This is a genomic window from Halobellus inordinatus, assembly GCF_024464655.1.
Classification (GTDB): Archaea; Halobacteriota; Halobacteria; order Halobacteriales; family Haloferacaceae; genus Haloquadratum; species Haloquadratum inordinatus.
Map to the genome: position 1 here is coordinate 111050 of NZ_JANHAV010000004.1, position 18317 is coordinate 129366.

At 59.1% G+C, this 18317-nt stretch carries 16 protein-coding genes; 8 read left to right on the forward strand and 8 right to left on the reverse strand.

Annotated features, from left to right (window positions below; all coding sequences use genetic code 11):
• Positions 1–1788 (reverse strand): 4Fe-4S dicluster domain-containing protein, encoded by a 1788-nt coding sequence (locus tag NO347_RS09360; protein WP_256289340.1) that lies wholly within the window; start codon positions 1786–1788, stop codon positions 1–3.
• A gap of 643 nt (positions 1789–2431) precedes the next feature.
• Between NO347_RS09360 and NO347_RS09365 the strand changes: the two genes are divergently transcribed.
• Positions 2432–2785, forward strand: a complete 354-nt coding sequence (locus NO347_RS09365) for a hypothetical protein (RefSeq protein WP_256289341.1) — start codon at positions 2432–2434, stop codon at positions 2783–2785.
• A gap of 134 nt (positions 2786–2919) precedes the next feature.
• Positions 2920–3561, forward strand: coding sequence for a helix-turn-helix domain-containing protein (locus tag NO347_RS09370; protein ID WP_256289342.1), 642 nt, complete (start codon positions 2920–2922; stop codon positions 3559–3561).
• A gap of 405 nt (positions 3562–3966) precedes the next feature.
• Here the strand turns inward: NO347_RS09370 and NO347_RS09375 are convergent, their stop codons facing one another.
• Positions 3967–4713: an IclR family transcriptional regulator gene (locus tag NO347_RS09375; protein ID WP_256289343.1), complete on the reverse strand. Its 747-nt coding sequence runs from the start codon at positions 4711–4713 to the stop codon at positions 3967–3969.
• 470 nt (positions 4714–5183) lie between these two features.
• On the opposite strand from NO347_RS09375, the gene gcvT reads away from it, so the two are divergent.
• From gcvT to NO347_RS09405, 6 genes are all read left to right on the forward strand, one after another.
• Entirely contained in the window at positions 5184–6278 is a 1095-nt protein-coding gene (gene gcvT, locus NO347_RS09380) for a glycine cleavage system aminomethyltransferase GcvT (protein ID WP_256289344.1), read from the forward strand.
• A gap of 63 nt (positions 6279–6341) precedes the next feature.
• Positions 6342–6716 (forward strand): glycine cleavage system protein GcvH, encoded by a 375-nt coding sequence (gene gcvH / locus NO347_RS09385; RefSeq protein ID WP_256289345.1) that lies wholly within the window; start codon positions 6342–6344, stop codon positions 6714–6716.
• 5 nt (positions 6717–6721) lie between these two features.
• Positions 6722–8089, forward strand: coding sequence for an aminomethyl-transferring glycine dehydrogenase subunit GcvPA (gene gcvPA, locus NO347_RS09390; RefSeq protein ID WP_256289346.1), 1368 nt, complete (start codon positions 6722–6724; stop codon positions 8087–8089).
• Positions 8086–9531, forward strand: coding sequence for an aminomethyl-transferring glycine dehydrogenase subunit GcvPB (gene gcvPB, locus NO347_RS09395; RefSeq protein ID WP_256289347.1), 1446 nt, complete (start codon positions 8086–8088; stop codon positions 9529–9531). The genes gcvPA and gcvPB overlap by 4 nt, the downstream gene beginning before the upstream one ends.
• Positions 9524–10933, forward strand: a complete 1410-nt coding sequence (gene lpdA / locus NO347_RS09400; RefSeq protein WP_256289348.1) for a dihydrolipoyl dehydrogenase — start codon at positions 9524–9526, stop codon at positions 10931–10933. Before gcvPB ends, lpdA begins: the two co-directional genes overlap by 8 nt.
• A 625-nt stretch (positions 10934–11558) precedes the next feature.
• Entirely contained in the window at positions 11559–12818 is a 1260-nt protein-coding gene (locus NO347_RS09405) for a tyrosine-type recombinase/integrase (RefSeq protein ID WP_256289349.1), read from the forward strand.
• A 428-nt stretch (positions 12819–13246) separates the two neighbouring features.
• Here the strand turns inward: NO347_RS09405 and NO347_RS09410 are convergent, their stop codons facing one another.
• From NO347_RS09410 to NO347_RS09435, 6 genes are all read right to left on the reverse strand, one after another.
• On the reverse strand, positions 13247–13756 hold the full coding sequence (locus tag NO347_RS09410; protein WP_256289350.1) for a hypothetical protein: 510 nt from the start codon (positions 13754–13756) through the stop codon (positions 13247–13249).
• Positions 13738–15441, reverse strand: coding sequence for an outer membrane protein assembly factor BamB family protein (locus NO347_RS09415; protein ID WP_256289351.1), 1704 nt, complete (start codon positions 15439–15441; stop codon positions 13738–13740). Before NO347_RS09415 ends, NO347_RS09410 begins: the two co-directional genes overlap by 19 nt.
• Positions 15442–15540: 99 nt before the next feature.
• Positions 15541–16044 (reverse strand): hypothetical protein, encoded by a 504-nt coding sequence (locus NO347_RS09420; RefSeq protein WP_256289352.1) that lies wholly within the window; start codon positions 16042–16044, stop codon positions 15541–15543.
• 1 nt (position 16045) lies between these two features.
• Positions 16046–16600, reverse strand: coding sequence for a hypothetical protein (locus NO347_RS09425; protein ID WP_256289353.1), 555 nt, complete (start codon positions 16598–16600; stop codon positions 16046–16048).
• Positions 16593–17435: a Mov34/MPN/PAD-1 family protein gene (locus NO347_RS09430; protein WP_256289354.1), complete on the reverse strand. Its 843-nt coding sequence runs from the start codon at positions 17433–17435 to the stop codon at positions 16593–16595. Before NO347_RS09430 ends, NO347_RS09425 begins: the two co-directional genes overlap by 8 nt.
• Before the next feature lie 124 nt (positions 17436–17559).
• Entirely contained in the window at positions 17560–18276 is a 717-nt protein-coding gene (locus NO347_RS09435; protein ID WP_256289355.1) for a hypothetical protein, read from the reverse strand.
• Positions 18277–18317 lie beyond the last annotated feature (41 nt).

An 18317-nucleotide genomic window follows, 5' to 3' on the forward strand; every position in this document is an offset into this window, starting at 1 on the left:
TCAGGCGAGTGAAATGGTCTGCGGGGCAGTTATCCAGCAGTACTCGAAGGCGAACAGGCCGGCCAGCGCGAGTGCGCCGGCGGCCGCCGCGAGGGCAGGTGACCCGACGGCAAGCGCCGCCAGCGGCAGGACGATGCCGACGACGACACCGCCGGCCCAGAACGCCGTCCGGAACCGGCCACGGGTGATCCGGGCGGCAGCTTCCTCGGCGTCCTCGGTCTGGTGCGGCGTGAATATCTCGGAGGCGACGAGGACAGCGTGCAGGACCAACCCGGCGCCGAGTGCCAGCGCGGACGGCCCGACCATCTCACCGAAGCCGGGCACGCCCACGACACCAAGGATGGCCAGCGTCCCGCCGCCGGCGACGATCGACTGGGCGAACATATGTAGCGGCATCGCGGGGCTCTGCCAGAGGTCTCGCCCCTTCGACTGGCTGAACAGGAACGCCGTGTAGACGGCGGTCGCTGCGCCGAGGACAGCGCCGACTCCCAGCGAGACGGGATGGACGACGGCGTCGACGCCAAGGAAGCCCCCCACGACGGCAAGCCCGAGGTACGCGCCGGCCACCGTGATGATGTAGGCTCCTTTCACGAGCCAGGAGTTCCAGTTCGGCCGCAGCAGCACCCAGTGGAACCGGGTTGGCTGTTCGAGGTCCAGGATGAGCAGGACGCCCGTCGCAGCCAGGAATAGGCTGCTGACCAAGGCGCTCGCGGCGAAGGTAATCGGGTCGGGGTCGACCACACCAAACAGCATAAACAGCGCCGACAGTAGGAGCGTTCCAGCGGAGATTCCCTTCGTCCACGTGTACGAATACACCTCCCAGCCCCACGACTGATAGTGGCTCTCGCCGACGTCGTAGACGCGCTTGGCCTCTTCGTTCAGGAGCTCGTAGGCCCGCTCGGTGCGGCCCTTCGAGTCGTCGTCGTCGTTTGACGTCGCCGCGGCCGCCGTCCCGTAGCCGCCGTCGGACAGCGGGTCCGCGCTTGCGGCCGATTCCGACTCCTCGCCCTGGCCGCAGGCACAGGAATCACAGCCGCAGTCGGGATTCCCGCCATCGGCGCGGGCCTCCGACTCGTCGCCGCTGCCGAGGGCGACATCGGACTCGGCCAACGACTCGGCGGCCTTCTGGAGGTCGAAGTCCGGAACTTCTGCGCCCTCCGTCTCCACTTGGTGTGGGGCGTCGCTCCACATATAGTGTTCCTCGCGCGCGGTCGTGCCTGGCGTGGTGCTGCCTTCGTCGCCGTCGACGTAGAACAGCTTCGGCTCCGTTCCCTTCTCGGGTTTGCGAGCCTGGATCTCCTCCCGAGAGATGGTGCGGCTGATCTCGGTGTCGGCGTTCTCCAGATCGCCGGCGAGGATGGCGTCTTCGGGACAGACAGTCACGCACGCCGGCTCTCGGCCCGAGTCCACCCGGTGCGAGCAGTAGTTGCACTTTGCGGCAGTCTCGGTGTTCGGGTCGATGTAGAGCGCGTCGTAAGGACAGCCCTGCATACAGGCTTTGCAGCCGATGCAACGCTCTGGGTCGAAATCCACGATGCCGTCTTCGCGCTCCCAGAGGGCCGTGACCGGGCAGACGTCCGTACAGGGGGAGTCGTCGCAGTGGTTACACCGCATCACAGAGAAGTTCCGGTTCGTGTTGGGGAACTCCCCTTTCTCGATGTACTTTACCCACGTCTTGTTCACGCCGATGGGGTCGTCGTGTTCGCCCTTGCAGGCGACTGTGCAGGCGTGACAGCCGATGCACTTCCGGTTATCGATTACGAATCCGTAGTTTGTGATAGGGGCCACCTCCGTTATTATATGATAACAATTAACGTGTAGAATGCTAACACTTATTCCTTTCGCGGGCTCGCAGGGGAAGTCACTCAATTGAATACCGAGCTTCATCGCACGCTTGAGTGTCCGCTGTCGCTCTACAAACCACGATAAATCTATAGTTGCGTTTGCAAGTCTTCGCTCACTCGACCGCACGACGAGTGATATGCGTAAGAGCTGAATACAGCACTGAAACGAGTAAGAGACCCAGTGAACGAATAGAGGTGTTTCACTCGGAGCGGGGAGTCTGCACCACACCTCACTGCATATTCAATTGTTTCAGTGATCACTCAGCGTGCGATCGGATGTGCAATCAGTTGCAAGCGCTACTATAGTCCACGACCCCGCCGAAGCGGCTTATTTTTTCTATAGCGCCTCCAGAAATTGTAGCTCGGGAACGGACAGGGCAGAACACTTGCAGGGTGGTGTCGTTGAGATCTGGTCCCATACCGCGTGAGATACCACGGTATGGTGGTTCCCACTGTCGAGAGCCACCCTCGCAGAACACTTGCAGAGTGGTGTTCTTGACATTCGTGGGCAAGTCGTATGGAACACTTGCAGGGTGGTGTTCTTGAGTTACCCATACTGTTATTTCATTGTCTACTGATAGTACAGTATGGCCGTACCCTTCGTCGGTTCTATCGTCGCGTTTGTCATTGCCTTGCTCATCGGCGGGCTGGCAATTTACGTCAGCGCTCGGGTCGTAGTCGACGTCGACGACTACGGACACGCAGTCATCACAGCGGTGCTCGGTGCGATCGGCTGGGCGCTCACTGCCTGGATCCCACTCATCGGTCCGCTCATCGCGTTGGTCGTGTGGGTCGGAGTCGTCAACTGGCGGTACCCGGGCGGTTGGGTCAAAGCCGCTCAGATCGGCGTCGTGGCTTGGCTTGCGGCTCTGATCATCCTCCTGCTCGTGAACTCGGTTCTCCGACTCGGCGTCGGGGCGTTCGGGATCCCCGGGGCATAGCGACGTTTTCTCAAGTTCGAGGCGAAAACCCTCGTCTTCCGTCACAGGAGGTGCTCGCTGGTTTCGACCCGATGTGAAGACGAACATATTCGTGCGTATTTTTCCACCTCCACTCCGACACAGATACATCGACGATGCCCCGAGCGACGCTCTGTCTGGAACTCCCCGAACAGGTGTGGGTCTCGACGCTCTCGAAGCAGTACCCCGATGCCGAGTTCACGGTGCTCGCTGCGATGCCCGCCGGGGAAACCGGAGTCGGACTCGTCGAGATTACCGCAGACGACATCGAACCGATAGTGACCACGATCGACGGGTACGACTCCGTCGTTTCGGTGACGATTCTCGAAGCGCAGGCCGATCGCGCACTCGTGCAATTCGAGACGACGGAACCGCTCTTGATCCGCTCACTGAGCGAAGCGGGAGTGCCGCTGGAGCTTCCGATCACCATCGTCGACGGGGAGGTGACGCTCGAACTGACGGCCTCCCGAGAGAAACTGTCGGAACTCGGCACGCTACTCGACCAGTTCGGTATTCCGTTCGAGTTACTGTCGATCACACGGTCGATTGACACCCAATCGCTCCTGACCGAGGCACAGTATGATCTCCTCGAGACAGCAATCGAGCGGGGCTATTACGACACGCCGCGGACCTGTACACTCACCGAACTGGCCGACGCTGTGGGCCTCGCGAAGTCGACGACGAGCGAGAAGCTCCACCGTGCGGAAGAGAAGGTTGTCAAAGAGTTCCTCAGCAGTGGGGACCGAGGTCTGGAGTGAGGGTCAGGGCTGGTTTTTCGTTCTCTGTCTGTTGATTTTTCAGCTCCCTCGAGCTGTAGGCATCCACCTCCAGCACTGCGGTCCATTTGCAAACACACTCGTTGAACTCATACTGGTCAATGAATAAAACGAACAGAACGAACAAAATGAATAAAACGAACGAATTTTGATCAATGAGGTCAACGAAATTGATACCATCACCCCGGCTACGAGGACCTGTGTGCTGCAGCCATCGTCGAGACGCGATCGGTCGCGGTCAACAGTATGGGAGTTTCCGACCGCCCAATGGCTCAGTGACTTTCCGGTGAGACTCGACGCGCGTCCATACGAATCACCTCTGCGTGTCGTGGGACAGGAGCGCCGCCCTCGGAGAGCGCGCAAAGGAGACGGGCAGGGTAGAATCGATCACCGAGACGCGATTTCGCGTTCGATCTGGGTCACGGTCTCCCGCAACTCCGGGGCGATCTGTTCTTCGGAGAGTCGGTACGGCGGTCCCGACACGTCGAGAGAGCCCAGCACGCTCCCGTCCGGGTTCGTGATGGCCATCCCGACGGCCATCAACCCCTCGAGCGCCTCCTGGTCGTTGAGCGAATAACCCCGTTCGCGAGTCCGCTCTAATTCCTCGTAGAGTTCGGCCCTGCTCTGTATCGTGTTCTCGGTCTCCTTGGGGAGTCCCCACCGATCGAGCACCTCCTCGACGCGCTCGCGGGACCACTCTGCGAGCATCGACTTCCCGCTCGCGGAGTTGTGCATATGGAAGTACCGTCCCACCTGGAACCCCTCTTTCGTGGGGTCGTTGTTCTCGTCGAAAATGATGACTGACCGGCCGTGCTCGGTGATGGCGAACGCGACCTCCTCGTTGAGGCGATTGCTCAGTCTGTGCGCGTGCTGTCGCACGATCTCGTACTCGGGCTTTCTGTGCCGCGCCTGCTCGCCGAGGTGAAAGAGCTTGATTCCGAGGTGGAATTCGTTGCCCTCCTTCACGACGAGTTCGTGGTTGCGAAGCGTCGTCAGATGAGCGTGGACGGTGCTGTTGGCCAGTTCCAGTTCCGCAGCGATCTCGCTCATCTGGGCACCCTCCAGCCGACTGATCACGTCAACGATGCGGAGCGAGGTGGCGGTCGTGGTTAGTTCGCGTCCATTTCTTGGCACAGTCGACTGTTGTCGAGGCGGTTTATAAATATTCACGAAATCCGAATTTGACGGGCTCACTGGAGCGTGACAACCGAGGGAGAGAATTGTTGTCGGTATCTATAGCTTATTTTTAGCCACCAACCGTCGAATAAATCTCAAATTCAACACCCTCTCGCGGTAGTAGACTCGAAGTGTCCAATACTACTGTCCCGCAGAAGCGAAGGCCGTCCCGGAAGCACCACGAGATAGCCCAACGATGGCTCGACTCTGGTCTATTCCTCCTCCGCTGAGACACTACCGTACGGCCGTTAACACGGGTTCGAGCCATCAAGTAGACAAATCTGTGACGAGTGATATCGGGATTCGATCATCACGTCGACTCATCCCAGACATTCACGTGTCGCAAAATATATTGGGACAAAATACAACAAAAACGTGGTTATCTAAGTAAAAAACGCATAAATACTTGCAGTTGTGTAGTGTACGTTGTGTCATCCAACCAAACACCGCTGTACGACTCCCACTGTCAGGCTGGCGCTGACTTCACCGACTTCGGTGGGTGGGAGATGCCGGTCTCGTTCGACTCGATCCGGGAGGAGCATCGAGCCGTTCGAGACGGTGTCGGACTGTTCGACGTGAGCCATATGGGACAGCTAGTCGTCGACGGGCCCGAAGCGGAGACGCTGTTACACCGACTCGTCCCGAGTGACATTCGGAGCCTCGAACCGGGCGCGGCACAGTACTCGTGTTTCCTCCGGTCCGACGGCATCATACTCGACGACATCGTCGTGTACGATCACCCGAGCAAGAGTGAATACGTCGTCGTACCGAACGCCGGCCACGACGAGCCTCTGTACGGTCGGCTGCGCGTGCACGCCGACCGCTGGGACCTCGACGTGACGGTCGAGAACCGGACCGCCGAGACAGGAATGATCGCGGTGCAGGGTCCCGAAGCGGTGGCTCGTGTCGAGGCGGAAGCGGACGACTCAGTCGAGGAGTTGCAGCCGTTCACCGTAACGGAGACCTCGATCGGTGACGTCGAGTGCCTCGTCGCCCGGACCGGATACACCGGTGAAGACGGTGTCGAGATCCTGTTCCCCGGTGACGATGCGACAGCGATCGACACTCTGTTCGACGATGTCCAGCGATGTGGGCTCGGCGCCAGAGACACCCTTCGTCTCGAGGCCGGACTGCTACTCTCCGGACAGGATTTCGACCCCGAAGACGAACCGCACACTCCCTACGAGGCCGGCATCGGATTCGTCGTCGACCTCGATAGCGGGGACTTCGTCGGTCGGTCGGCCGTAGAACAGGCCCGAGACGGGACCGACGAACAGATCGTCGGACTGCGCATCGAGGAGCGAGCGATCGCCCGCCACGGCCACGAGATCCGCTCCGACGGCGACTCCGTCGGACGGGTGACGAGCGGGACGATGAGTCCCTCGCTCAGGATACCGATCGCGCTTGGATACGTCGACTCCAGTCTCGCCTCGCCCGGCACCGAACTCACCGTATCGATCCGCGATCGGTCCGTCGAGGCGACGGTCGTAGAGACGCCCTTCCTCGAATCGTGTGGCGAATAATCCGCACCGAACGCTCGACACAGAGACGATGACGAACGACGCATTACAGGAACCCCAGCACCGATGACGCACGAGACACCGGACGACTTACTGTACACCGACTCACACGAGTGGATCGACGACCGCGAGGACACCCTTCGAATCGGGATCACCGACTTCGCACAGGACGAACTCGGCGACGTCGTGTTCGTCGAACTCCCGTCCGAGGGTGACTCCCTGGAGAGTGGTGCAGCTTGTGCCGTCGTCGAAAGCATCAAAGCGGTTTCGGACATCTACACTCCGGTTTCGGGGACGGTGACCGCGACGAACGAGGCGATTCTCGATCAGCCGGAACTGCTCAACACCGACCCGTACGGCGACGGCTGGCTCTTCGAGATCGACGGACAGGTACCCGACGACGCACTCGACGCAGACGACTACTGCGAGCAGATCGAATAACGACAATGCAACGCATACAGCACGACGGAACGGACCACCCACACGAACTGGACGAATCGAGCCCCTTCGCGCCCCAGACGCCACAGGAAGTGGATGCGATGCTCTCGGCGATCAGCGCCGACAGCGTCGAAGAGCTGTTCGACGTCCCGGAGGCAGTCGCGTTCCACGGGGACTTCGATATCGAAGCGAAATCCGAGTACGAGGTCGTGACCGAAATCGAAGAGCTCCTCGGGCAGAATGCCGACCGGACGGAGTTCCTCGGTCGCGGACACTACGACCACTACGTGCCATCGGTCGTCGACTACCTCTCGTTGCGCTCTGAGTTTCTGACCTCCTACACGCAGTACCAACCGGAGACGTCGCAGGGGTTCCTCCAGGCGCTCTTCGAGTTTCAGTCGATGATCGTCGAACTGACTGGGCTCGACGTCGCCAACTGTTCGATGTACGACGCCGCGACCGCACTCGGTGAGGCAGCGCTGCTTGCCGCACGCGTTCGAGAGACCAGCGGATCGCGCGTGCTCGTCCCCGAGACGATCCGCTCGGAGCGACACAGCGTGTTGGAAAACTACGCTGACGGCGCGGAGCTGACGGTAGAGACGTACCCCCTTGCCGAGGGGAACACCGACGTCGGCGCGCTTTCGGAGTTGATCGACGAGGACGTCGTGATGGTGTACGCCGAATCTCCGACGGCCCGCGGGGCGATCGAGGAGCGACTGTCGGCGGTCGCAACCCTCGCAGACGACCACGAGGCGGCGTTCTGCCTGGGATCTGACCCTGTCGCGCTCGCGCTTCTGAAAGAGCCGGCCGCCGTGGGCGCTGACATCGTCATCGGCGACGCGAGCGTCCTTGGCCTCTCGGCCAGCCACGGGATGGGACTCGGTCTGTTCGCCGTCAAAGACGGGTATCTGCGGCAGGTCCCTGGGCGACTCGTGGGAACGAGTGAGACAGCCGAGGGTAGGCGTGCGTACACCCTGACCCTCCAGACCCGAGAACAACACATCCGGAAGGAGCGAGCTACGTCGAACATCTGTACGAACCAGGCGTGGGTCGCGCTCCGAACGGCGATCCACATTGCCACGCTCGGAGCCTCGGGGCTGGCGGCGCTCGCCGAGGACTGCGTGGCGACGGCGTCTGAGGCCGCTGCTCGACTCGACGCCGTCGAGGGCGTCACGGCCCCGGTGGACGACCGGCACCACTTCCGCGAGTTCGTCGCGCGCACGGAGCGCCCCGCAAGCGAGGTTGCCTCAGAACTGGCGGACCGTGGGTTCCTCGTCCACGAAGTCGGGGAGTTCGAGGTCCAGATCTGCGTGACCGAAACCAACAGCGACGACGTGGATGGCCTTGTCGCGGCCGTCCAGGAGGTACTCGAATGAACTACCAACAAGCCACGTGGACGCGCGAAACCGACACCGGCGAACCGGTCAACGAACCGCTCCTGTCCGAAAAGCGCACGCAGACGGTCACCTACGACGACGTCGACCTCCCGGACGAGTTGGTGCGCGACGAACTGACGCTCCCGGAACCGGCCGAACCTGAGGTCGCGAGGCACTACACGCGGCTCTCACAGATGAACTACTCCGTCGAACACGGCCCCTACCCGCTGGGGAGTTGTACGATGAAGTACAACCCGAAATTCATCGAGGACGTGGCCGCGCTGGAGGACGGTGCGATCCATCCCGACCGTCCCGACGAGTACGCCCAGGGGACCCTCGGGATCCTCCACGGACTCCAGGAGTATCTCGCGGAAATCGGCGGAATGGAGACCGCCACCCTCCAACCGCCCGCTGGAGCAGCAGGCGAGTTCACCGGTCTCCTCGTGGCCCGCGCCTACCACCAATCGAACGACGAAGACGACCAGCGCCGCGAAGTGATCGTGCCCGCGTCGGCCCACGGCACGAACTTCGCGAGCGCGGCGATGGCCGGCTACGACGTCGTGGAACTTCCGAGCGACGAGGACGGACGAGTCCCCGTTGACGCGCTCGAAGAGGCGGTTGGTGATTCGACGGCCGCACTGATGCTGACGAACCCGAACACGCTCGGGCTCTTCGAACGCGACATCGCCGATATCGCTGACATCGTCCACGACGCGGGCGGACTGCTCTACTACGACGGCGCGAATCTCAACGCGCTGCTCGGTCGAGCCCGCCCCGGCGATATGGGCTTCGACATTATGCACTACAACGTCCACAAGACGTTCGCGTCGCCGCACGGCGGCGGTGGCCCGGGAGCCGGTCCGATCGGCGTCGTCGACGAACTCACCGAGTTCCTCCCCGATCCACACGTCCGCGAGACCGAGGACGGGTCGTTCGAGCTCTACGAACCCGCCGAAAGCATCGGGAAGGTCCACGGCTTCTACGGCAACTGGCTGGTGCTTTTGAAGACCTACGCGTATATCTCTCGGCTCGGTGACGGCGGCCTGAAAGACACCTCGGCGATGGCCGTCCTGAACGCGAATTATCTGGCCTCCCAGATCGATCTGGACATCACGTACGGGCCGTTCCACCACGAGTTCGTCGCCAGCGCCGGCGACGTCGACGCTGCTGAGTTCGCCAAGGGAATGCTCGACGAGGGCGTCCACCCGCCGACAACGAAGTGGCCGGAGATCGTCGACGAGGCGCTGATGACCGAGCCCACCGAGGCGTTGAGTAAGGAGCAACTCGACGTGTTGGCAGCGGCGTTCACCGCGACGAATCGCAAGACGTCCGACGAACTCGCCGATGCACCGACGACGACTGCTGCGGCGCGCATCGACCAGACGAGTGCTGCACGGAATCCGCGGCTCTCGTGGCAGGACGTGGGGGAAAACGATGAGTGACGACTTCGATACGGAGGTCCTCGTCGTTGGCGGCGGTCCAGCCGGGTACGTCACCGCCATCCGAGCGGCGCAGTACGACCTCGACGTGACGCTCGTCGAGATGGACGCCCTGGGCGGGACCTGTCTCAACCGCGGCTGTATCCCCTCGAAGGCGCTGATATCTGCGGCAAACGTCGTCCACGAGGCCCGAAATGGGTCGGCGATGGGGATCACGGCCGAGATCGACGTCGACTTCCAGCAGATGGTCGAGTGGAAAGACGATGTCGTTCGAAATATGAACCGGAGCGTCGAGAAGCTCTGTAAAGCCAACCGTGTCTCGTTCGTGGAAGGACGCGCGACGTTCGCGGACGAACACACGGTTCACATTGAGCAGTCGGACGGTGGGTCGGACCGACTCACCTTCGAGCACGCCGTGTTAGCCACGGGAAGCCGCCCAATCGAACTGCCAGGGTTCGAGTTCGACCAATCCGGCGTGCTTAACGCCAAGGGTGCGCTCGAGCTCGATGAGCTTCCGGAGAGCCTCGTCGTCGTCGGCGCGGGCTACATCGGGATGGAACTCTCGATGCTGTTCGCGAAGCTCGGCGTCGACATCACGGTCTTAGAGGCGCTCGATACGATGATGCCCGCGTTCTCGTCCGATCTGGTCGCCCCCGTTTCCTCGGCAGCGTCGGAACTCGGCATCGAAACGAACTACGGCGAACTCGCCTCGGAGTGTCGATCCACCGATCAGGGTGTCGTGGTGTGTACGGAATCTGTCGACGGCGACGCTCGTCACGAATACGAGGCCGAGGCGGTGCTCGTCGCGGTCGGTCGGAATCCAGTTACCGATACGGTGGATCTCGACCAGATCGGTCTCGACCCCGACGAGGACGGATTCATTCGGACGGACAAGTACGGACGCACGGACGTCGACCACGTGTTCGCCGTCGGCGACGTGGCGGGTGAACCGATGCTCGCGCACGCCGGTTCGACGGAGGGCGAGATCGCCGCCGCCGAGATTGCCGGCCGGGATCCCGCGTCGAAAGACCGGGCGACGCCCGCCGTCGCGTTCACGTCGCCAGAGATCGCAACCGTTGGAATGACCGAAGCGGAAGCCGAACAGACCGGGCACACGGTGTCAGTCGGGGAGTTTCCGATGCGTGCCAGCGGCCGCGCGCTCACGACCGGGCACGCAGAGGGGTTTGTCCGTCTCGTGAGCGGCGACGACGGCGTCGTCCTCGGCGGGCAAGTCGTCGGTCCGGAGGCCTCCGAGTTGATCGCCGAAATCACGCTCGCAGTCGAGGAGGGACTGACGACGAGCGAACTCGCCGAAGTGGTACACTCTCACCCGACGCTGTCGGAGGCGACCTACGAAGCCGCCGCCAACGAACGGGGACTGGCTATTCACACGCTCAACCGTTGATACGCTGGCAGCGTCTACTAGCTCTCTCGTCCAGAAGGTCTGCAATAGGGCCGCTGACGCCGCCCAGAAGTTCGTCGGTTGTCGAATGCGCTTCGGGAGCGGTGTCGTCAGTGCTTGATGGGCGAATGCTTGCTGCGGATTAATAGGTCAAGATGGTGTGACCTCGTAGTAAGTAACTGTGTTTTGCTGGGCAACAGAATAACAGAAGTACGTATGTTATTGGGTGGGTGTCGGAGGATAACTGTGCGGGAGTGTCAGCTCACCGGTGTTGAAAACAACTGTCTCTTTAGTTGTGTTTGCAACGGTACACAGCTGATCGAACGGCCGCGTGCGTTCGGCGGAGTCGGGAATTGCGAACGCTATTGAAGCTCTGGAGTATGGTTGAGTTGCTCTCCCCGCATTCGATAGAGAGGCCCGATCCTCGATTTTGTATAGCGATATGTAGTATATCAAAACGTGGTGGATAATCTCTGGTTAGCTGTGTTGTTTTGTTGTCGCACCCCGACAACACTACACCACAAATACTAAGAAATTCGACTGTATCTCTCTACGTGCTCAAAACCGTGTCCTTAGAATCACACTCCCGGGAAGCGAGTCGGCTTCTCCCTGCAGGTACGATCTAACGATGCCAAACTACGCACGCTTCGACGGCCTCGACGACTTCGCCCAGTTCTACCGTGAGGAAATCGCACCTACACTTCGCGCTGACGCAGATGTCGACATCGATCCCGAAGGTGAAACGCCCACGTACGCGTGGCTGAAGCGTAACTACTCCGGATTCGTCGAGCGACTACGCCGTGAGCACGACCTCTCACCCGGTGAGTTCTACGACGCCGTCGGCCTCCCACCGAACTCTGATGATGCCGACGACGAATGGGGTATCGACCACGTGCCAACGATCCGCGGGCTCGAAGACTACCTCGAAGAACTCGAACGGGACCGCGGGCGCGCCCCGACGACCGTGGGACCGCGCCGCTCTCGGTTGCGGACGTACGTCACGACCTACTATGAGGTCAACGAAACGGACGACTTGCTCTCGCCACTCCTCGATGAAACCACGAAACCCGACGAAATAGCGCGCGTGCGCGACACGTTCCGCGTGCTCGACGACGATCTGGGGACACTCGCCTCGAAGAAAAAGTACGTCTCCGCGGTGAAGAACTGGTACACGTTTCTCGAAGAGATGGGACGCAGCCTCTACAACCCGGCTGAGAACCTCCTGAACCGGTTTGGATGGGACGAAGACCCGATCTACGATCATCCTGCACTTTCTCGGAGCGACCTCTCTGCACTCCTCGAAGCTGGCAATGCTGACGAACGGTTTCTCCTCCTCGCGCTTGCTGGCTGGGGGCTCCGTCCGATCGAGGCGTGTGAACTCCACGTCGATCAACTCGTTCTCGACCCGGAGGAAGGCGACGTCCCCTACATCGAATTCGAGGCTGGCCAACGGAAGAACGCCCGCCGGACCCGGAACACCGTCGAACTCCTCGTCGGCGTTGAGGCTGTTTCTGATCGGATCGATACCCTCGCAGACAACGACGAGTGGACTGGCTATCTCCTCCCGGGTCAATCGATCACGCGGCCGATGTCGACACAGACAGCGCGGCGGTGGTTCCGCGATCTCGGCGAACGAGCTGACGTGGACATTGACGGTACTCATCCGCTCCCAAAGATGGGACGCCGAACCTGGTACCGCCTGTACCGCCAGCAACGCCCCAGTATCGAAGCGGGGACTGCGGCTGTCGCTGCTTCTCAAGGCAGTCGGGATGCGTCCGTTTCTGAACGAAACTATCTCGACGAACGCACCCGTCGACAGGCCCGTGCAGATGCAATGCGAGATCTCGTGCAAGACGAGTTTGCGGACATCTTCGACGAGTATCTGTAGCTTCGGCTGGTGCCGAGTGTAAGTGTGCACCTCAAATCAGCATCGAGTCTTCTATAGTAACGTTGCAACTGATTACACAGCCAACCGCACGACTGCGTGGGATTACGTGCGTGAAGACTTGCAAACGCTACTATAGTGCTCGCGTCCCGTGTTGGCACGGCTCAATGAGGTCCATAGCCTGCATCTCAATACATTCCGTAGGCCGAGCGTAGCGATTGTCTCGTGAAGCCGATCTGGACAGATCCAGGCTTCGCGTGAACCACTTACCGCTATATACAGTTTCACTGTCCCCTAGTGGGACTGCTCTTCTTGAGGCCTACGGCTTTCGCGGATCTTTTGATTTTCGGCTCAGGTTCTGGGGGCCCTTCGCCGCCAACGAGGATCGAGCGTTCAACACCTCTTTCATCCCTTCGGCTATCTGTCGGGAACTAGTCCCGCGGGCGTCTGTCGTGGAGCCATTTGATGAGAGCGGAACTACCAGCGACACCCCCGAGTGCCGTGCCGATACCAAAACCGGGGGCTTCACTGGATGTCGGATCACCGTTCTGGTCGCTTCCATCAGCGGACCCGCCTTCTGACTGAGCTTGTATTGTCACACTGTCTGTGTACCGATTGACGTCATCCTCATCGTCACCACGATACCATATTGCGATCCCACCCACATCGAATTCGCCTGGCTCATTCGCCGCCAAGCGAATACTAATGCTCGATTGGCTTGCCGGGTCGATAGTTTCTACTGCATTGTACTGATTTGACCCTGAATCAGCACCTGCCACACTGGACACAGATATGCCACTCGGGGTATTGATCACTAACTGTACAGTTACTTCTTTGTTTGAAAGATAGTTCACGATGCTAAGTGTAATGATAGCATCCTCATCAAGTGTGATTTCTGTTTGCGTCCCCGTGAATTCAAAATTCACTTGCTGTTGAACCACCGTAACTTGCTTTTCAGTACTGGCTTCGAGTCCGTCATCGTCGGTGACTCGCAATTTGACGTTTTTATCACCGGGCTCTCAAAGGAGTATTCGACAACGTCCCCGTCAATATGATATCCTGAGTTGGGATCCTGGTCGATATCCCACTCATATTTTTCAATCATTCCATCCGGGTCAGATGACGCGGTTCCCTCAAAGGTCACTGAATCACCAACTTCTGGTTCATTTGGTGAATGTGAGATAATTGCCTCTGGGACCTGATTCGCTCGAACGACGTCTACGCTTTTTGAAATTGTTGCAGAAGCATCCTGATCATCGGTTACTGTTAATTCGACATCTTTCCTGCCTGGCGTCTCGAATACTTTTGATACAATTTCACCAGTACCGGGACCAAGATTTGAATTCCCGAACGTCCAATCATACTCCACGATCGACCGGTCATCAGTCGATTCACTTGCATCGAATGTCACCTCGGTATCAACACGGGGATTTCTAGGTGAATAACTGAAATCGGGGTCAGGTCGTTTATTCGGCTGATCAGTCAAAGCGTATACTGTCCCATCCTCTGTCCCAAAGTACACTTTATTATACGCGATTGCCGGCGATCCAACGATCTCGCTGTCCGTCTCAAACCGGTTTAATTCTTCACCCGTATGCAAATCTAACACATAAAAATTGCCGTCGCGCGCTCCGAAATACACTTTATCCCGTACGACTGCCACTCCACCAACCGGCGCCCAGTCCTCTTCGACTTGGAACTCCCAGTTTATTCCCATATCCTTTGACAGGCAAAAGACACCTTCACCAAGCGGACTGACTACATATTCATCAGTAACAGCAGGCGAACCGAAGTTGTCGTCGGGGGTGTTGAACTCCCACTTTTTGGTGCCCAGATTTGCACCGAAGGCCATCAAATCAGCATCAGAATTTGGAAGGTAGATCGTATTTCCCTGGACTGTGGGTGTTCCAACGTCGAAACTGTTGACTTCAATGTCCCAGTTGGAGGTCCCATCATTCAGGTCAATACTGTGGAGCGAAATAGGGCCTGCATAGTCCGCGAAATATACGGACCCATCAGCAATTGCCATCCCCCCCACCGAGACTCGGTCGTGTACCCATTGTTGCCGTTGATCATCGATTGAAATTGAATGAAGACTCCCGGTTCGCTGGGATCCGTCTTCTTTCACAGCAACAATTATCGAATCACGATTCCCTATCAGTCTGCTCACGTACTCTGAGTTTCCTGTCTCGATAGTCTTTGACCACCGTATTTCACCATTGCTGGGATCGATTTGGTGAATAGTGTCACCATAGTACGAATTTTGGCCATATATGTATCCATTGTGGTACGTCTCTATTGGGCCACTCCAGATTCCCTCTCCAGTCTCCGCATTTAATGCTAATCCGTTGGTAGATCCTAATGTCGTCGCAAATACTGTTCCATCCACGACCATAATATCTCCGATAGGATCACCCAAATTACGAGACCACTCTGTTTCTAATTGGGGACCAGGTGCTTCTAGAACATCTGAACTGCTCGTTCGTTTTTTATCATGTTGGGCCATTGGCCAGCCCTCTGCACTCAAATTTTCAGTCGCTTGAGCGACATCTATTTGACTTCCAGCTCCAAGAACTACAGGGACATATTGAAGTAATCGTCGACGAGTTGGATCCAGAAAGGTCATACGGACTATTTACCTATTGAATTTTATATTTTTTCGGGTGCCACAAAATATGCACTTCTAAATTATTAATTTAGTGAGATGTAGTGTGAACAGCAAGTACTACTGATCGTCGGGAGTTGTTGCGGCCGTATTTCTGACGTACTCATCGGCATCGTCGAAGACCGATGTTCCCTCTCGTCCACTGGGTTCGGCATCACTTCCACCCGATGTGTCGCTAGACTGTTCGTCAACCAGATTTTTCAACCGACGAGCAGCACTTGCGATCTCGTCAAGTTGTGCGTTTGCCGCATCGATCTGCTCGACAACGTCGGTAACCTCTCCCTGTAGTTCCTCACCGGCTGTGTTCTCGTCAGCCGCAAGTAGTTCGGTGATGACTGTCAGCGTCGTTTCGAGGTCACCAACTGTGCTGTCCACGTCGAGGAGCCGGCGGTGAAGTTCCGTGACTGTCTGAACAGTCACGCTTGGGTCAGTACGTACGTTATTCGGCCGGACATCATCGTCATCCGACGACGGCTCCCCATCTTCGACGGAATCTGCATCGGAGTGCTCGTTCTCTGTGCTGTTTTTCGGATCGCGCTCGGGTTCCTGCGTTGGGTCGGACATTTCAGTCACTCTCCGCTGTAATTTCGTCGATGGCTTCGCGGACCGTACGGACGGGCATTCCGGTATCGTCGGCGATGTCGCGGGCGGCCCCGCGTTCGAGATCTTCGACGAATCGGTTGTTGTGCAGCGCCCAGTGACGAACTGCCTCGGTTGGTTTGAACGTGTATCTGACCGTTCGTCCGTCGCGGAACCGACCGATGAGACCACGCTCGACGAGTTCGTTCAACTGCGTCGACATCCATGGGCGGTGTTTTGCCGACTGGAACTCGTCTACGATCTCGGGGAATTCGTGCTGTATGAGATCGACGACCTCTTCGGCAGTACGGGGGCTCCCCATCTCCTGCAGTGCGTCCACAAGGCGACGCTGAGCGTCTGGCAGCTTAGCTGCTTTCTCCGCCGCCTGCGACTCTTGATTGACAGTCGGGAGATATCCGAGGTCACTGAGCGTCTCTCGGAGTAACTCGGGGTTATTCTCCGCGAGGTCTCGAAGGCCCTCAGCAGTCTCGGCGTCCAGCTGCTGAAGCGCCGCTGGGAGCTTCTCGCTATTTTTAGTCATCGCTCACCACTGCTTTCCGCGGGTTCTGGAACTTCGGTCCGAAGAGGGCCAGTTCGTGTCGATACTGCTCGCCCCGCCAGGAGACCGAATTGCTGCGGGCCGTCGGCGAGTGCCGTTCCGAGGGCGACGGGTTACTGCCGTGGTCCTTGTACGCGTGGATCCCTTGGAAGAACTCGAAGTCGCCCGTCCCGAAGGCGTCGGCGAAGTTGTCTCTGACCTGCGCAGCACTCTGTCTGTCGGCGTCACTCGGTCGGGTCGAGCCGCCCGGGTGCGTGTGGAACCGGACTAACAGTTTGGGCGCCTTGCCGTTGGGATAGAGCGCAGCAACTTTGTTGGCCATCTTCCGACTGTAAGAGACGACGCTCCGACGCGTCGCTGACTTGTAGTACGACGGATTGTCGAGTCGGAACAGATCTGTTGGCGTCGTATAAGAATTGCCTGCGAGGACGTACACTGTTTCGACGCGGTTGTGTGCCCCGTTGAGACCGCGTGCCTCGACCTTCTGCATAAAGTCGCGGCTATCGGGGAACACGAACGTCCCACGGTCGTACGAACCGGATCCGGGCGATGGTCCTGTCGTGGGCTCGTCGGGTACGGCCGGCTGCGACGGCGACTGCGTGTCCGTCGACGCCGTCCCCTCACTTGAGTCCAAATCGAGGGAGATGGTGTGTGTCCGAAACCATCCACTACTGGAGCTGCTATCGTTGCTACTTGAGCTCCTAAAGCCGGTGTGTCCCGTTACTTCGATGTCCCATTCGCTATCGGCACCGTTTCGCTGGACGTCGTTCTTGTCGTCGTCTTCGTCGTCTGAGCCGCCAAAAATGTTGTCGAACATTGTGTGTTGCCGTTGGTTGGGTTGTACGTCGCTGCGTTTCGTATCTCCGTCGGCGAGACCCGCTGTCACTCCCCCAAGAGCGCGTCGATAGTGGCCCTGGATGGCTGGGGCGAGAGACCGATGGTTATTTGCTGATATCGAAGCCGAGCTTGGGAGCGATATACATCATCCCCACGATGGCGAGTGCGGCGAGGAAGAACAGCAGAATCTCCGAATCGAGATTCGAGAGACCCGACAGGATGCTGCTGCCATCGCTCCCGCCGCCGGTACCGCCAGTGGTCGTCTCCGTGGCCGGTTCGGTGACATCGAAGTAGAACCGCTGGCTGTCGAGGTTCTGGCTCATCTCGGGGTGTCCCTCCGGCCAGTATTCGATTTCGGCGTCGACACGGGCTTCGCCGGTGTTTCGGCTGTAGACGTTCGCGGCGATGTCTTCAGTGTCAGAGCCGTCCGGCGTGATCGTGAACTCGGTAGAGACCATCCCGGCCGCGGTCGAACCCCAGTCACTACCGCCACTGATACTCATCCCGGACTGGACCATCAGTCGCACCTCGACCACGACAGGACACTCTGCCTGATTGTCGAGGTCGAAACCACCCTCGATGCGGCCGGGCTGTCCGGCCTCGATCTGTTGGACAGGCGCGTAGAGCCGGGCAGCGTCCATCTGCGGAAGGCTCGGATCCTCACAGGCGGCTGCGGTCGTGGTATCCGATGCAGTCGGCGTTGACGTCGGCGTCGCGGTCGCAGTGGTGTTCGTCTCCTGTGCGCTCGCAACTCCGGCTGCTAGTGGGAACCCGATCGTGCTCCCCACGAGCACGAGCGAGAGCACCAGCACAGTGACCATACGGAATTTCGTGTTCATTGGCTACACTCTAACCTGTTATT

Coding starts and splice junctions, on each gene's coding strand:
- NO347_RS09435 (WP_256289355.1), bottom strand. CDS start 18,276: ATGGTCACTGTGCTGGTGCTCTCGCTCGTGCTCGTGGGGAGCACGATC.
- NO347_RS09415 (WP_256289351.1), bottom strand. CDS start 15,441: ATGACCTTTCTGGATCCAACTCGTCGACGATTACTTCAATATGTCCCT.
- gcvPA (WP_256289346.1), top strand. CDS start 6,722: ATGCAACGCATACAGCACGACGGAACGGACCACCCACACGAACTGGAC.
- NO347_RS09405 (WP_256289349.1), top strand. CDS start 11,559: ATGCCAAACTACGCACGCTTCGACGGCCTCGACGACTTCGCCCAGTTC.
- NO347_RS09365 (WP_256289341.1), top strand. CDS start 2,432: ATGGCCGTACCCTTCGTCGGTTCTATCGTCGCGTTTGTCATTGCCTTG.
- gcvH (WP_256289345.1), top strand. CDS start 6,342: ATGACGCACGAGACACCGGACGACTTACTGTACACCGACTCACACGAG.
- lpdA (WP_256289348.1), top strand. CDS start 9,524: ATGAGTGACGACTTCGATACGGAGGTCCTCGTCGTTGGCGGCGGTCCA.
- NO347_RS09425 (WP_256289353.1), bottom strand. CDS start 16,600: ATGACTAAAAATAGCGAGAAGCTCCCAGCGGCGCTTCAGCAGCTGGAC.
- NO347_RS09430 (WP_256289354.1), bottom strand. CDS start 17,435: ATGTTCGACAACATTTTTGGCGGCTCAGACGACGAAGACGACGACAAG.
- NO347_RS09420 (WP_256289352.1), bottom strand. CDS start 16,044: ATGTCCGACCCAACGCAGGAACCCGAGCGCGATCCGAAAAACAGCACA.
- gcvPB (WP_256289347.1), top strand. CDS start 8,086: ATGAACTACCAACAAGCCACGTGGACGCGCGAAACCGACACCGGCGAA.
- NO347_RS09370 (WP_256289342.1), top strand. CDS start 2,920: ATGCCCCGAGCGACGCTCTGTCTGGAACTCCCCGAACAGGTGTGGGTC.